13 protein-coding genes are annotated in these 14,515 nt (G+C 44.2%); 4 read left to right on the top strand and 9 right to left on the bottom strand.

What is annotated here, in order from left to right; genetic code table 11:
• Window positions 1-109 precede the first annotated feature (109 nt).
• Window positions 110-1,528 carry an NAD-dependent malic enzyme gene (locus tag MKY54_RS12035; protein ID WP_076130640.1) on the bottom strand — a complete coding sequence of 473 codons (1,419 nt, stop codon included), beginning with the start codon at window positions 1,526-1,528 and terminating at the stop codon, window positions 110-112.
• Window positions 1,529-1,850: 322 nt separating this feature from the next.
• Window positions 1,851-2,426, bottom strand: a complete 576-nt coding sequence (locus tag MKY54_RS12030) for a hypothetical protein (RefSeq protein ID WP_076303027.1) — start codon at window positions 2,424-2,426, stop codon at window positions 1,851-1,853.
• 139 nt (window positions 2,427-2,565) lie between these two features.
• Between MKY54_RS12030 and MKY54_RS12025 the strand changes: the two genes are divergently transcribed.
• A complete protein-coding gene (locus MKY54_RS12025) occupies window positions 2,566-3,561 on the top strand; it encodes an acryloyl-CoA reductase (protein WP_339190583.1) in 996 nt (331 codons plus the stop codon).
• Window positions 3,562-3,612: 51 nt separating this feature from the next.
• Here the strand turns inward: MKY54_RS12025 and MKY54_RS12020 are convergent, their stop codons facing one another.
• Window positions 3,613-4,449, bottom strand: a complete 837-nt coding sequence (locus MKY54_RS12020) for a cupin domain-containing protein (protein WP_081383448.1) — start codon at window positions 4,447-4,449, stop codon at window positions 3,613-3,615.
• Window positions 4,450-4,620: 171 nt separating this feature from the next.
• On the opposite strand from MKY54_RS12020, the gene MKY54_RS12015 reads away from it, so the two are divergent.
• The gene (locus MKY54_RS12015) at window positions 4,621-5,478 is read left to right on the top strand and encodes an alpha/beta hydrolase (protein WP_076187335.1); all 858 of its coding nucleotides are present in this window, start codon (window positions 4,621-4,623) and stop codon (window positions 5,476-5,478) included.
• Window positions 5,479-7,582: 2,104 nt separating this feature from the next.
• Here MKY54_RS12015 and MKY54_RS12010 read toward each other — a convergent pair.
• On the bottom strand, window positions 7,583-8,083 hold the full coding sequence (locus MKY54_RS12010) for a hypothetical protein (RefSeq protein ID WP_139331043.1): 501 nt from the start codon (window positions 8,081-8,083) through the stop codon (window positions 7,583-7,585).
• A 207-nt stretch (window positions 8,084-8,290) separates the two neighbouring features.
• Here MKY54_RS12010 and MKY54_RS12005 point away from each other — a divergent pair, with 207 nt between their 5' ends.
• The gene (locus tag MKY54_RS12005; RefSeq protein WP_076130327.1) at window positions 8,291-8,560 is read left to right on the top strand and encodes an excalibur calcium-binding domain-containing protein; all 270 of its coding nucleotides are present in this window, start codon (window positions 8,291-8,293) and stop codon (window positions 8,558-8,560) included.
• 2 nt (window positions 8,561-8,562) lie between these two features.
• Here the strand turns inward: MKY54_RS12005 and fetB are convergent, their stop codons facing one another.
• The 5 genes from fetB to MKY54_RS11980 form a co-directional block, all read right to left on the bottom strand.
• On the bottom strand, window positions 8,563-9,324 hold the full coding sequence (gene fetB, locus MKY54_RS12000; protein ID WP_076280315.1) for an iron export ABC transporter permease subunit FetB: 762 nt from the start codon (window positions 9,322-9,324) through the stop codon (window positions 8,563-8,565).
• Window positions 9,321-10,070: an ATP-binding cassette domain-containing protein gene (locus tag MKY54_RS11995; RefSeq protein ID WP_179088807.1), complete on the bottom strand. Its 750-nt coding sequence runs from the start codon at window positions 10,068-10,070 to the stop codon at window positions 9,321-9,323. Before MKY54_RS11995 ends, fetB begins: the two co-directional genes overlap by 4 nt.
• A 122-nt stretch (window positions 10,071-10,192) precedes the next feature.
• Window positions 10,193-11,818, bottom strand: coding sequence for a glycoside hydrolase family 9 protein (locus MKY54_RS11990; RefSeq protein WP_339190580.1), 1,626 nt, complete (start codon window positions 11,816-11,818; stop codon window positions 10,193-10,195).
• Window positions 11,819-11,975: 157 nt separating this feature from the next.
• Window positions 11,976-12,725 (bottom strand): GTP pyrophosphokinase family protein, encoded by a 750-nt coding sequence (locus tag MKY54_RS11985; protein ID WP_076130330.1) that lies wholly within the window; start codon window positions 12,723-12,725, stop codon window positions 11,976-11,978.
• A 764-nt stretch (window positions 12,726-13,489) separates the two neighbouring features.
• Window positions 13,490-14,068: a TIGR00730 family Rossman fold protein gene (locus MKY54_RS11980; protein WP_076193859.1), complete on the bottom strand. Its 579-nt coding sequence runs from the start codon at window positions 14,066-14,068 to the stop codon at window positions 13,490-13,492.
• A 97-nt stretch (window positions 14,069-14,165) separates the two neighbouring features.
• On the opposite strand from MKY54_RS11980, the gene MKY54_RS11975 reads away from it, so the two are divergent.
• Entirely contained in the window at window positions 14,166-14,483 is a 318-nt protein-coding gene (locus MKY54_RS11975; RefSeq protein WP_076130332.1) for a MazG-like family protein, read from the top strand.
• Window positions 14,484-14,515: the final 32 nt, after the last annotated feature.

Raw genomic sequence — 14,515 nt, 5'->3', positions numbered from 1 at the left:
CCCACCTTTAAGTGGATTTAAAGTTGCAATTCGGGCAATTTTCCTCCAAATATAAAAACAAATAGACTGCTCTCTAATGAAGCAAAGCAGTCCATTTATCGTATAGATCTTATTCCGTTATAGCTGCTACGTCTTTAGGAATCCGGCGTGCTGCATCCGTGGATATAGCTGCTTGGATTACTGCCAGGCGGACCTGTTCAACTACTTTTTCGTTAAAAATACTTGGGATGATATATTGCTCATTGAGTTCATCCGGATGAACGACCGATGCAATGGCTTTTGCCGCAGCCAGCTTCATTTCGAGATTCACAGTTCTAGCCCGGCAATCAAGTGCGCCACGGAAAATACCCGGAAAACATAACACATTGTTGATCTGGTTCGGATAATCACTTCTGCCTGTCGCTAGGACACGAACAAAAGGTTCTGCCAAATCCGGTTCAATCTCCGGTGTAGGATTAGCCATCGCAAAAACGATGTTATCACTGGCCATGCTTTTGAGATGATCCACGGTTAGAATCCCCCCACGGGACACCCCAATAAAGACATCTGCCCCTCGTATAACCTCCGTTATTCCACCCTCAATTCCCTCAGGATTGGTTGCGGCAGCAAGCTTCTGCCATTCCGGATTATCATACTGGAGATCTTTTCTGAGAACGCCTTCACGATCAACCGCATAAATATAACGCGCGCCCGCTGCCAGCAGCAGATTACATATGGACACCCCAGCCGCCCCAATACCCACAACAACAATCCGTGCATTTTCAATAGATTTATTTACAACTTTAAGCGCATTCAAAAGTCCTGCAAAAGCCACCACGGATGTTCCATGCTGATCATCATGAAATACCGGAATGTCCAGCTCTTCCGCAAGCCGGCGTTCGATTTCAAAGCAGCGTGGCGAACTTATATCCTCTAAGTTTATCCCTCCAAAGCCAGGAGAAACTGCTTTTACGATATTGATAATTTCATCCGGATCTTTGGTATTTAAGCACAGCGGAAAAGCATCAATGTTCGCCAATTGCTTAAACAGCATCGCCTTACCTTCCATGACAGGCATAGCTGCTTCCGGGCCGATATCCCCTAGTCCAAGCACAGCAGTGCCGTCCGAAACGACTGCAACTGTATTTCTTTTCATCGTCAGAGAATAAGCTTTTCTGGGATCTTCAGCAATCGCCGTACATACTCGGGCTACCCCCGGCGTATACACTAAGGATAAATCCTCCCGATTTTTAATCGGCATTTTAGGTGTGATTTCAATTTTTCCGCCAAGATGAGCCAGAAAGGTCCGATCCGACACGTTGATTATTTTAATTCCCGGCATCTTCGATAATATTGAGATAATATCTCCATTAGCTGCGTCTTGCACATTCACTGTTATATCTCGGGTAGTGACATCCTTCCCTGCACGTATCACGTCAATAGCAACAATATCTCCGCCAGCTGCGGCAATTCCTGAAGCAACATCGCCAAAAGATGCAACCGATTTCCGAATTTCGAGCCTGATAATCATTGTAGTCGCAATCGACATGAATTAGCCTCTCTTTCTTCAATCCTATTATTTAAAAAATACTATACTTTCCCATTTAAACATATCTTCCGCCTATTAACTAGATCAACGAAAAATTTTTCTTCTTACAGTATTCCCATCCGCACCCGACCCAAATACATCAGGTATGACAGCTACGGGCACAGAGCCATTTTTCCCATAAAAATAAAATTCATCATAATCTTAAGTGTATGTAAGCATAAACAACCGTAAGCTCTTCTACTCTTCATTACCTTTTCTGCATGCTGTAGAGCATCCTGCCGATTCCTTTTCTCCACTAACCCTTTCTAGTTGTTCTCCTTCACTAAGGTCTGTACTGCTCTTCTAGCAAAACAACCTTACCTTCTACAAATGTCAGATGGAATAATCTATCCATTAGCTCTTCGCTAATAAAACTCGTATAGTCCACTTGCTGATGTCTCGCCCCGTTTAGTTCAGCTATAGTTACATCAGGCTCCAGCTTAACCCGCTTAATTTCTTCGCTTGCGTTTCGGATATAGAATCCATTAGGCAATGATTCGGGTTCTAGTACACCATCTTCTTTAGCTGCAATTTCTGCCGCCTCTCCACCGAACCATTCCACCTCATCCAGATCCAGATAAACCGTATTCCCTTCTGTGATAACGCCCTTTATAAAAGCTAATTTTTTCTCCACTTGCGGTAACTTATAAATAATTTTTTTCAGTTCCTCCACACTCTCACCCTGCACTCCGCTCTCAGAGTTAGATTGGATTGAAATCTCACCTATAGTTTGAACTAGCTCCTTGGTAGTTGGGTTAGTCTCTTTTGGTGGCTTGTTATAAAAAGAATATCCATTAAAACCAAGTGAGACTAATGTGATACCCACTAAGACTGTAACCCTTAAATTTTTCCATTTCATAAGCTTCACCCTCTATCACGTGATTTAACGGAACCTTAATAAACAATTGCGCTATATCATAGACAATCACTAGTTGACCGGGCAGAATAAATATTATATACATGTCTTACCTATAACGTAGTTGAAGGAGCTCACACTTATGACAGAATCATTTCAAGCGTTAGTTGTCGACAAAACAGAATCATCCTTCTCCATAGCTGTTAAACCGGTTACCCTAGAGGATCTGCCAGCTGGAGAGGTTGTAATTAAGGTTGCTTACTCCAGTGTAAACTATAAAGATGGTTTAGCCAGTATTCCAAACGGTAAAATTCTAAGAACATATCCCTTTATTCCAGGGATAGATTTATCCGGTATTGTGGTATCTTCCACAGACGAACGGTTTCATAAAGGGCAGCAAGTCATTGCGACAGGATATGGTGTTGGCGTATCACACTTTGGTGGCTTTAGCGAATACGCTCGTATTCCCGCAGGTTGGATCACTCCTCTTCCCGAAGGCCTGACGCTTAAAGAAGCTATGATCTACGGTACTGCAGGACTGACAGCCGCCTTATCCATACTGGCCCTGGAAGATCATGACGTTTCCCCGGACAAAGGCAAAGTACTTGTAACAGGCGCTACCGGCGGTGTAGGTGGATCTGCTATTGCCATGCTTGGCGCAAAAGGGTATAGCGTAGTGGCAAGCACAGGTAACGCCGAAGCTACCGATTACCTTAGAGGTATAGGAGCCGAAGACGTGATTTCACGTGAAGAGGTCATTGGCGGCGCCAGCAAACCCTTGGACAAACAATTATGGCAAGGCGCAGTAGATTCGGTGGGTGGTGACACCCTTGCCGCAGTTTTGAGTAAAATCACCTACAGAGGTTCTGTAGCTGCAAGTGGCTTAACCGGAGGCACTTCAGTTCCAACTACAGTACTTCCGTTCATTCTTCGGGGTGTTAACCTTCTCGGCATAGATTCCGTTGAATGTCCTGCAGACCTTCGCCAGAAGGCTTGGAAACGGATGGCGAGCGATCTGAAGCCAAGTCAGCTGGAGAACCTCGTGGATCGTGAAGTCACGTTAACCGAGCTACCGCAAGCATTGGAAGATATTCTACAAGGAAACCTTAGAGGAAGAGTACTTGTCCGTTTATCCTAGGTTTAACAACGAAACCTCCCGGAATCTAGAGTTCCGGGAGGTTTTTTTAGTTTACTCTTGGTTATTCGGATATTGGTAATGCGGCTGCTGCTGTACATAGGGTTGTTGGCGATAATGCTGATCATAACCCTGCGTATAGTACCCTTGCATCGGGTATGGCTGATAATTAAAGGCTTGTGTAGCTGGAGGCATTTGTGAAGATATCGGGATGGGTTGTGCCTGCATATGAGCGTATGGATTCATATTTGGCTGCATATTAGGATGCATATTTGGTTTAACATTGGCTTGCATATTTGGAGCCATATTAGGGGCCATATTAGGAGCCATATTGCTGCTGCCCATTACTTTATCTTCTTCGCAGCAGTCAGCAGGAGGGCCGATGAAGGTTCCAGGCTTGATTGGAGCTAAAGCTTCTTTTACCTTAGCTTCATTTAAGCAGTAAGTATGGGCTAATACATTTGCCGGGGTTTTGCTAAGAATATCCGAACCTAAGATAACCTCAGGAATAGGTGCGTCAAAAATCGCGAGTAAATGTGTATTATCGACAGTAGCTATCTCATAATGCCACCAGCCTTGCGGCACATTTGCCACTTGACCCGGACAAATCGGAAAATGCAGAAGTTCATTTGTGAACGGATTGATTAAAGACACTACCGCTGAACCGCAGATACAATATACAAGCTCTGCAGCATTTTGATGATAATGAGGTTCAACCACATTTGATTTGCTAAGAAAAATATCCAGCAGTGATATGTTCTCGAGCGTATTCAATTGTTTAACCGACAGCAAGTTAATGAAGTTGTTGGCATCTTTTTTAAAAAGTGTATTAGTGTTCACATCAAAAGTAAACTCTGTATTGGGGGACGTATAGTCCATGTATGAAGTCACTTTTTTTCCTACCTTTCTGTTGCTATAAATTTTTGCTTTCCCTAAACACAAGATATGCGTTTGCCTATGCCTAGGTGCGGAGATTCACTACTCCTGATAAAAATTCATCTTTCTTTTCTAAACGGGGCATCCTCTAAGTATTACACTCTCACCCCACATAGGAGGCACAGTATGAAATCGATTCGCACAAAAATAGTGTTAGCTTTATGTATCACTGTCTTTACAATTATGGGTTTCCACCCTATGAATCTTAGCTCCACAGTTGAGGCCGCCAATAACAAAACAGCAGCGAAACAGGCGCCTCTTACATTCGTTCTAGTTCATGGGTCTTGGGCTACTGCTGGTTTTTGGGATCAAACGGCCGCCGCACTTCGCAGCTTAGGACACACCGTCTATACTCCGGAATATGCCGGACATGGCGGGGACAAAAACAATAATGTAACGCATGCGCAAATCACACAGTCTGTTGTCGACTATATCAAGCAAAAAGACTTAAAGGATATCATTCTGCTCGGACATAGCTTTGGTGGTTCGGTGATCCAAACCGTCTCTCAGGAAGTACCGGATCGGATCAAACGTCTGGTATTCTTCGACGCCTTCGTACCGCTGGATGGGCAAAGTGTGGCGGACCAATTTCCAGCTGATTCGCTGAAGTACTTTGAACAGCTGAGAGATACTTCCGGCAATAACACCATAACGCTCCCTTTCCCTCTTTTCCGGGATACATTCGTCAACACCGCCAGTCTTGCGGAAGCGCAAGCTTTTTATAAACAAGCTCCTCCTGAGCCAGCAAGTCCACTTTTCGAAAAGCTTGATCTCAAGAAATTTTACAGTCTCCAGATCCCTAAAAGTTACCTTTATCTAACGGAGGACACCGCGATACCGCAAGGTCCATACGGATTCCACCCTACACAATCCAGTCATTTAGGCGTCTTCCGCTTCATCGAGGGCAAAGGAGATCACATGACCACCGTTCGAACCGAACCCAAAATGCTGGCAGAATTAATGGTGAAGGCGGGAAGAGATTAGTCGCTTAACAGCTGGATAATCTAGGTAGCTGTTGTGGCTTGAGCTGGGGTTTTTGGCGCTGAGCTGGTGATTGAGCTGAGCTGTGTGATGTGAGTTGGGCTATGCGATGCGAGTTGGGCTGATGGCTCCAGTTGTGCTTTGTGATGTAAGCTGAGCTATGTCACTCTGAGATAGCCTTGCCACTTTGAGCTGGCATTGTCACTCTAAATACACTAGAGCTTGGCGGTGATCGGACCGAGGAGCTCTTATTTTCATAATTTCAGCGATTTAGCCATGCTATCGGACTCAGATGCAACTATTCGCCCAAATGTACCCCTATAATGCGTGATTTTAGGGGAATAAGAGCCATACAGTCCGAAACTCTCGCCAGAACGATCATAATGCCAAAATAGCTGCAATACGGTCCGTAACGATGTCTGAAGCGCTGTCTCTTAAGTAATCACCAACGTAGGCTGATCATTTGTGACGCGAGCTGGCATTGTCACCCTGGGCTGAACATTGTCTCTGATGATTTGTGACGCTGAGTTGGCCTTGCCACTTTGAGCTGGCATTGTCACTCTAAATACACTAGAGTTTGGCGGTGATCGGACCGAGGAGCTCTTATTTTCATAATTTCGGCGATTTAGCCTTGCTATCGGACTCAGATGCAGCTAATCGCCCAAATGTACTCCTATAATGCGTGATTTCAGGGGAATAAGAGCCATACAGTCCGAAACTCTCGCCAGGACGACCATAATGCCAAAATAGCTGCAATACGGTCCGTAACAATGTCTGAAGCGCTGTCTCTTAAGTAATCACCAACTTAGGCTGATCATTTGTGACGCGAGCTGGCATTGTCACCCTGGGCTGAACATTGTCTCTGATGATTTGTGACGCTGAGTTGGCCTTGCCACTTTGAGCTGGCATTGTCACTCTAAATACACTAGAGCTTGGCGGTGATCGGACCGAGGAGCCCTTATTTTCATAATTCCGGCGATTTAGCCGTGCTATCGGACTCAGATGCAGCTATTCACCCAAAAGTACTCCTATAATGCGTGATTTCAGGGGAATAAGAGCCATACAGTCCGAAACTCTCGCCAGGACGACCATAATGCCAAAATAGCTGCAATACGGTCCGTAACGATGTCTGAAGCGCTGTCTCTTAAGTAATCACCAACGTAGGCTGATGATTTGTGACGCTGAGTTAGCCTTGCCACTTTGAGCTGCACTGTCACTCTGAATACACTAGAGTTTGGCGGTGATCGGACCGAGGAGCTCTTATTTTCATAATTTCGGCGATTTAGCCTTGCTATCGGACTCAGATGCAGCTATTCACCCAAATGTACTCCTAAAACACGTGATTTTAGGGGAATAAGAGCCATACAGTCCGAAACTCTCGCCAGAACGACCATAATGCTAAAATAGCTGCAATACGGTCCGTAACGATGTCTGAAGCACTGTCTCTTAAGTAATCACCAACTTAGGCTGATGATTTGTGACGCTGAATTAGCCTTGCCACTTTGAGCTGCACTGTCACTCTGAGTTGGGATTGTCACTCTGAGCTGGCATTGTCACTCTGAGCCAACATTGCCACTCTGAGCTGAACATTACCACTCTGAGTTAGCCTTGCTACTTTGAGCTGGCATTGTCACTCTGAGCTGAACATTGCCACTCTAAATACACTAGAGCTTGGCGGTGATCGGACCGAGGAGCCCTTATTTTCATAATTTCGGCGAATTAGCCATGCTATCGGACTCAGATGCAGCTATTCACCCAAATGTACTCCTATAATGCGTGATTTTAGGGGAAAAAGAGCCATACAGTCCGAAACTCTCGCCAGGACGACCATAATGCCAAAATAACTGCAATACGGTCCGTAACGATCGTGCAGTGCAGCAAAAATAGCTGAAAACGGTCCGTAACGATCTGTGAAGCGAGGTTTCTTAACAACGTAGGTTGATCATTTGTGATGCTAAGTTGGTATTGTCACTCTGGGCCGAACATTGTCACTGATCATTTGGAGAAACAGACCACGTGGACTGAACGATGTGCTTTCGAATCAAAAAAAGAGCAAGCATATGGGAACCCCCTACTACGCTTGCTCTTTTTCCTATCCATAACTAACCTACTTCCTAGGCAATCCGCCACGCGGCAGCTCGGGGTCCGATGTCACTCCGGTAATCACCCAGCTATTTTTCTCTTGCACAAGTGAAATTGTCAAAAGTATAGAAGGTGCTGGTCCACTTGAAGTCGCAGTATCCAAACGCATTTCTATGACCTCTGAGTTCTTGTTAATTATCGTTTCTTTAGTGACCTCGTAGTTCGTGATCCAAGGGCTGGAGACACCCGTCACCCAGTTTAGTTCAACAAACCGCGGATACATAATCTTTTTGAAATCTTTGGAGAAGATCGAATATTGAATCGAGGCATTCCGATGCTGTAATCCGAACCCGTATAGCTCTGATGCTTGAATTGCAGAAGGTAATATAATGCGCCTAGACTCCGGAGCTGGCTTAGGCATAGCCGATAGCAGTTCTCCATTAACGTGAGTCATAGTAACGGGAGCTGATGCACCCATAGCCATTCCCGGCAGAAGCAACAATCCCGCAATTAGGGCAGTCGCCATTTTCATTTTGCTAATTAGAATCACCTCATTCGTAGCCTGTTCACTACATGTGAATTGAATCTAATTATTCCCCCACCTCACCCATAAATATGTACACCGTTTCCAATTTTCCCAATAATGTATACCTCAATGAATTAAACTGGTAATATAAAATACAATGATACTACACAACCAGCAATTTCATTAGATTTTTATAGGAGTGTTCCCATGAAAAAAATCTTAAACATTTGTCTAGCAGCAGGCCTGCTACTCACTCTATCCGTCGCTACCTTGAATACAGCTAGCGCAGAATCCAAGGCCAAAACCTACAAAAACTGCACGGAGCTAAACAAAGATTACAAAGGTGGAGTAGCCATTTCCAGCTCAACCAAGAACAAAGGCGGCAAAACGAAATACAAACCCTACGTATCGAAAGAACTCTATAATGCCAATAAAAAAAGCGACCGTGACAAAGACGGAATCGCTTGTGAGAAATAGGCTTAGCCTTGCTCCACTATTTGCTTGAGCCTTAGATCCGGCGTGAAAAAGAGTCGGTAGCTCAGTACACTGAGCAGCATACTCGTTATGGCAGCAGAGGCAGTGAACGAGAACACAATTAATATCTGATAACGAACAGCTACTACAGGATCAGCGCCTGCGATGATCATTCCGGTCATCATTCCAGGGAGTTGAACAAGCCCAACCGTCTTCATACCGTCGATGGTAGGAATCATACTGAATTTTACAGATCTTTTTCTAACTTCCTGGATCGCCTGTGGGACCGTTGCGCCAAGAGACAACAACGTTTCAATCTCCCCTTTGCTCTGCTGAATTTCATGCTTGATATGGTTAATGAACAACCCTGAAACCACCATAGCACTGCCAATGGTCATGCCGCTAATCGGAATGATATATTGTGGCGTAGCCTCAATGATATGTAAGCTGAGCAGAATGCCCATCATGAGCAGTTCCATAGTAGCAATCGCCAGTCCAATTCTCCAGACTAATCCGCGCAAGCCTTTGCCTCTTTTGGCTGCATTCCATGCGGCTACACTGATCATAAAGAGTATTATCACAATTACATAAATGACCTGATCCGATTTAAAAATAAATTGCAGCACATACCCCACCGCAAGCAATTGAATGGCCGACCGCACTGTGCCTACAATGATATCTTTTTCCAGTCCGAGCTTTTGCCACACGGAGACCAACATTGTCCCTAATACAAACAGAAGCGTGAAACTTAGTGCTGTATAACTCATAACAACGACGCTCCTTCCGAAGGCCGAACGAACCTTTTAGCCAATTCTTCCGCAGATTCAGCAAAAAAAGACTCGCTCACATGCTGTTCCAACCTGCCTTTTCCCATAAACCATGTAGTTGTGCTTATTCTGCTCGCCTGCTTAAGATCATGAGTGACCCAAATCATCGAAGTGCCTTCTTCCTTATGCCAATCCTCTAGTAGCTTCTCAACCATTTGAGTGCTGTTAACATCGAGCGAAGCGGTGATTTCATCGAGCAATAATACCGTAGGTCGGAGCAGCAAGGATCGAATTAAAGAAATCCGCTGCTTTTCACCACCCGAACAATCTGCCGCTTTTTTGCTTAAATCCAAATGCTCCAGCCCCAATTGCCCAATTAGTCGCTGCACTAGTTTAAGATCATAAGGTTTGTCATGCAGTCTGCTGACAGTTCTTAAATTATCCTCCACACTGCCAGACAGCATGACCGCTTGTTGTGCTACAAACCCTATTTTCATCCTCCATAATCTCGCATCCATACTTTTATATGAAGTCCCATTTACCAACATATCTCCCTCATTCGGAGCATCCAAGAGAGCTAGGATTCTAAGGAGTGTACTTTTCCCTTGGCCAGAGGCACCAATCAATGCGATGCGGTCCGATTCAGCTATGTCTGCGGAGATCTCCGAGAAAAGATATTTCGAAGTTTGGTCGTTACTTTTCCAATTAAGTTTTGCAAGTCTCTGAATCTCAAAAATACTACTCAATCCCCTACCTCCTAATACCATCCGCTAAAATAGCATACCGTCTAGTATTATAGCATTTCAGCTATAAAAAAGAGAAAGACATCCAGTTTCAGGACGTCTTTCCCTATTCGAACTATTGCTTTTTATTGATTAAAACGGGCCACAACAAACACCGCAGGTGAATTCCAATAGATCGTCACTTCATTCGTAGAATAGCTAAGCTCATGATCGACAAAGCACTGCGCAGCTGGTTTTCCTTGTAAATGCTCAACTACATATTCATCATGCAGCCCACGATCTGGCCCCCCTGACACCAATCCCGGCACCGGATCAGCCACATGGTCACCTACAGAAGGGCGATGATGCGGATTCATCACGGCATGATCCCCAAACCCGGTAACATAGCTGATATCCAGAACGTTACGCCCCATCAGATAATGTAGATGATCTAAGGCACAGTCCGCAAAACCGGAGTCTCCACTAAAATATTCAGCCGCCAGCAGCAGCATTGCATTGTTCATTACTAGCATATTGCTGCCCCAGATATAGTCCTCCTCTTTTAAGGAGATCCTATAGCCCTCCTCACGACTCTGTTCCGCTAATCGTTGTGCCTCAGCAACAAGCCCTTCTTTTAACGAGGCATATAAAGCACGGTCTGCCTGCTCCTCACCATTTAACAGATAAGCAATAGTGCCATAGCCCCCCATATCACCCCAGCCTAAACTGTATTTTGGAAAAGCCAGCTGCACTAGCTGCAGAACAGCTTGATGATATTCCTCTTTCCCTGTCGTACGATACAGCTCCGCCGCTGCCCAATACCGCTCGTCCTTATCGACTCCATCCCCGTATTCTCCAGTGCTAATCTCAGGCGGATTCGTAAAACCGGGTACATCTGGATGCTGTACAAGCCATTCCCATGCTGCCCCCGCAGCATCCAGACATTTCCCCGCATAAGCAGCATCAAAAGGCTCGTACACTCTTGCAGCCATAGCCATAACACCAGCAAAATCCCCAGTTGCAGTAGCAGATATTGGTGAGAAGTACAGGTCTGCTGTATCGTCCTCAGGCATAACATCCAGACCAGGAAAGCTTAACGTAGTCAATTTATGGTATACACCACCTGTTGCGGAGTCTTGCATTTTAAACAACCAATCGAGCTCCACCCTGCATTCCAGCAGCACATCTGGCGTAGATCCATCACTTTCAGGCAATGGGATAGCGCTTACAAAAGCCGAGGGATATAATTCATAGGCAAGCAGCATATCCGCGATAGCTTTCGCACCGGGACCGCTATATTTTCCATAATCACCTGCATCATGCCAGCCACCCGAACAGTCTAGTTGAAGATCCGGTTGCCCATATACAATCCCTTTTGCAGTATGGCACGCCTTGTGCTTCCAATCTCCAGCATATTCTTCAGTCAACTCAACGCCACAGCGATAATAATAGAAAGCTTTCAGCAAGCCCTGTTGAAGCTCATGATAAGGCTGATCTGAGATTGTAAAGGATGCCGAAGCTACACCCTCGCTCTGCTCAATCCGATATCTTCCCTCAGTATTGACTTCCGAGAAATCACCTGTGTGCAAAGTTACTCCACTGGCTTTATCAAATCTTCCAGCATCTGAACTACCTTTGAACACAATAGTCCCACTATCAACATCAACTACCTGAAAATCATGCTCAGTACCTGTAAATACTGCGATCTTTTGTCCATCCAGCGGATATCCGATTTGATTCACAGTAATGGTGCGAAGTGTACGCTCGCTCATCTTCATTCTCCTTTTATGTAAAAATGATGAAGCTAAAGTAACCATTCTCTTCTAGTTGAGAATACTCTATTCTAGTTATCTATGGCAATGATGTATACAAGAAAAAAACCTAGAGTCACCCGAAAGGAAACGGATAACTCTAGGCGGACAAAACAGCTTATTTGTCGTCAAGCAATTTAATAAAGTTAGCTGGAAGTGTGAACTGCTTATTATGAACCACTATACGGCGAAGCTCTTCCTCGAAGGAGCTAAGATCATCTTCATCATCGTCTTTAATTTCCTTTATATCCCGGTGCAGACGCTCCATTTGCAGATCAAGGGCATGAGCGGCATCCGCCGCATTTTTCAGTTCACGAGTCATACTCTCAGGTACTGATTTATTATATTTATAAAAGATTTTATGTTCGAGGCTTGCCCAGAAATCCATAGCAATGGTACGAATTTGAACTTCTACACAGACAAGCTCCTGGCGATCGGACATAAAAACAGGGACTTGAATCAGCAAGTGAAGACTCTGATATCCGTTAGGTTTAGGGTTCTTAATATAATCCTTTACCTCAAGGACCGTTAGATCATCCTGCTTCTGAAGCATCTCACTAACATGATAGATATCAGAGATAAAAGAACAGGTGATCCGCAGACCAGCGATGTCTTTAATACAATTTTTCACTGAATCCAGCGATAATTCACCATTTTTGCGCAGCATCTTGTTCATGATACTTTCTGGAGACTTAATACGCGATTTGGTATGTTCAATTGGGCTGTAATCATGCAGAGACTGAAACTCCTGTTTTAGGATCTCAATCTTCGTTTCCATCTCATCCAATGCAAATTTATAAATTAACATGAAACGAGTGATATCGTGCTTAAGCTTCTTAAATTGTTCGATTTGATTCTCGGGGGTCATTATCTCATTTCTCCTCTTGTAGCGTTTCTCTATATTTATCATAGCCAATCCACTAGTGAATTTCAAATTCAGCGGTAATGTAGCCATAATCCAAACCTCACACTTCGTTTGATTACGTACCTTTTGCGCCGCGAATCCACTTTCGAAGTCGCTATAGGACCCAGTTGACCTTATACACAGTATAATCCCATAATCGGGATGCTATCGGACTCCATAATCGCTATTGGCAAAATAACACAAAATATGAACCTCTTCATAAGAAATAACGTCACTGGAGTCCGAAACCCTGCTCAAACGGAGATAAACCTAAGAACCAAATCCATGATGCCCAAGCAACTAAAGTAACCCAAATAACCAAACTAGCCAAAGCCCCTCAATATGTTACGGACCGTATTGCAGCTATTTGAGCTTTTTGGTCATTTTTACAGAAGTATCGGACCGTATAGCTCTTATCACCATGTAACAGTGCTGAATCGGTGTGGTTATGAGTATATAGCTGCAATATAGTCCGATAGCTCGCCTAAAACGTTCGAAATGGAGAAATAAGGTCAGCTGAGTCCGATCCATCGGAAAAGTGTGTTCACAAGCATGGGGGATAGTTCAAATCGCGCGAGAACCCAAAGTAACCTAAGTGCAAATAACGCCTTCTGAGTCCGAACGCTCAGCGGTAAAGGTCATGGAGAAACTAATGCCTGATTTCGGTTGGTTTACGTCCAGATCACAGTGTACCCGAGTACCCGATCATTAAACTAATAGTTCATTATTCAGTTGAGCTGTTTCCACTTTTGCTCAAGCGTTTGCGGAACATACTCCTTCAATAGAGTTAAGAGTTCCAACGGCTCGTTGGATACGTTTAGCAGACTTAGATGCGAAGAATTAGAGAAGCCTTCTTGGATACTGTTATGTATCAGATTCATCAGAGGATCAAAATAATTCCTGATATTTAGAACCCCTACCGGCTTCTTGTGTATGCCAATTTGTGACCAGCACAAAACCTCAAAGAGCTCCTCATACGTTCCAAACCCTCCAGGCAAAGCAATAAAGCCATCTGCCAGCTCTCCCATTTTTGCTTTACGGCCATGCATATCCTCTACCTCTATCAACTGCGTTAACTCTCTATGTACCATTTCCCCATTAAATAATCCTCTAGGCATTACCCCGATTACCTCGCCTCCACCATTCAAAACAGCATTAGCGACCTCACCCATTAATCCGATTTTTGAACCACCGTAAATTAAACGATAATTATGCATAGCCATGTAGTTACCAAGTTCAACAGCTTTAGCTTTATAATCCTCATGCACCCCTAAATTCGATCCTGCGAAAACACATATTGATTTCAAAATCTCATCTCCAAACTATATATTGATAATGTCCGCTATCTAATATACTATATGTTGGAGTATAAATCATGTGAAAGATTAAGGAGTGCTACATAATATGGAAATTAACGATGTGCAGAAATGGATTAATCATTTTTATGGAGAACGAGGCTGGACTACTTATGGTCCTTTTATAAGAGTCGGATTCTTAATGGAAGAGACAGGTGAAGTCGCTCGAGCTGTACGCTCCTATGAAATCGGCAGAGATCGACCGGATGAATCGACTCGTACTCCAGAGCAACTGAAAAACGACTTGATTGAGGAAATCGGGGATGTTCTCGGAAATATCGCATTGTTAGCTGACTTATATGGCATCACTTTAGAAGAAGCTTTTACTGCACATAAAGAAAAATTAGTGAAGCGATTTAATTCCTAGGGACGAAGTAATCCTAGAAAAAATAGGACTAC

This window comes from Paenibacillus sp. FSL P2-0121 (genome assembly GCF_037975345.1).
GTDB classification, from domain to species: Bacteria; Bacillota; Bacilli; order Paenibacillales; family Paenibacillaceae; genus Paenibacillus_AQ; species Paenibacillus_AQ odorifer.
Note: the sequence above shows the minus strand (reverse complement) of the source record. Positions and strands in the feature narration are given on the sequence as shown.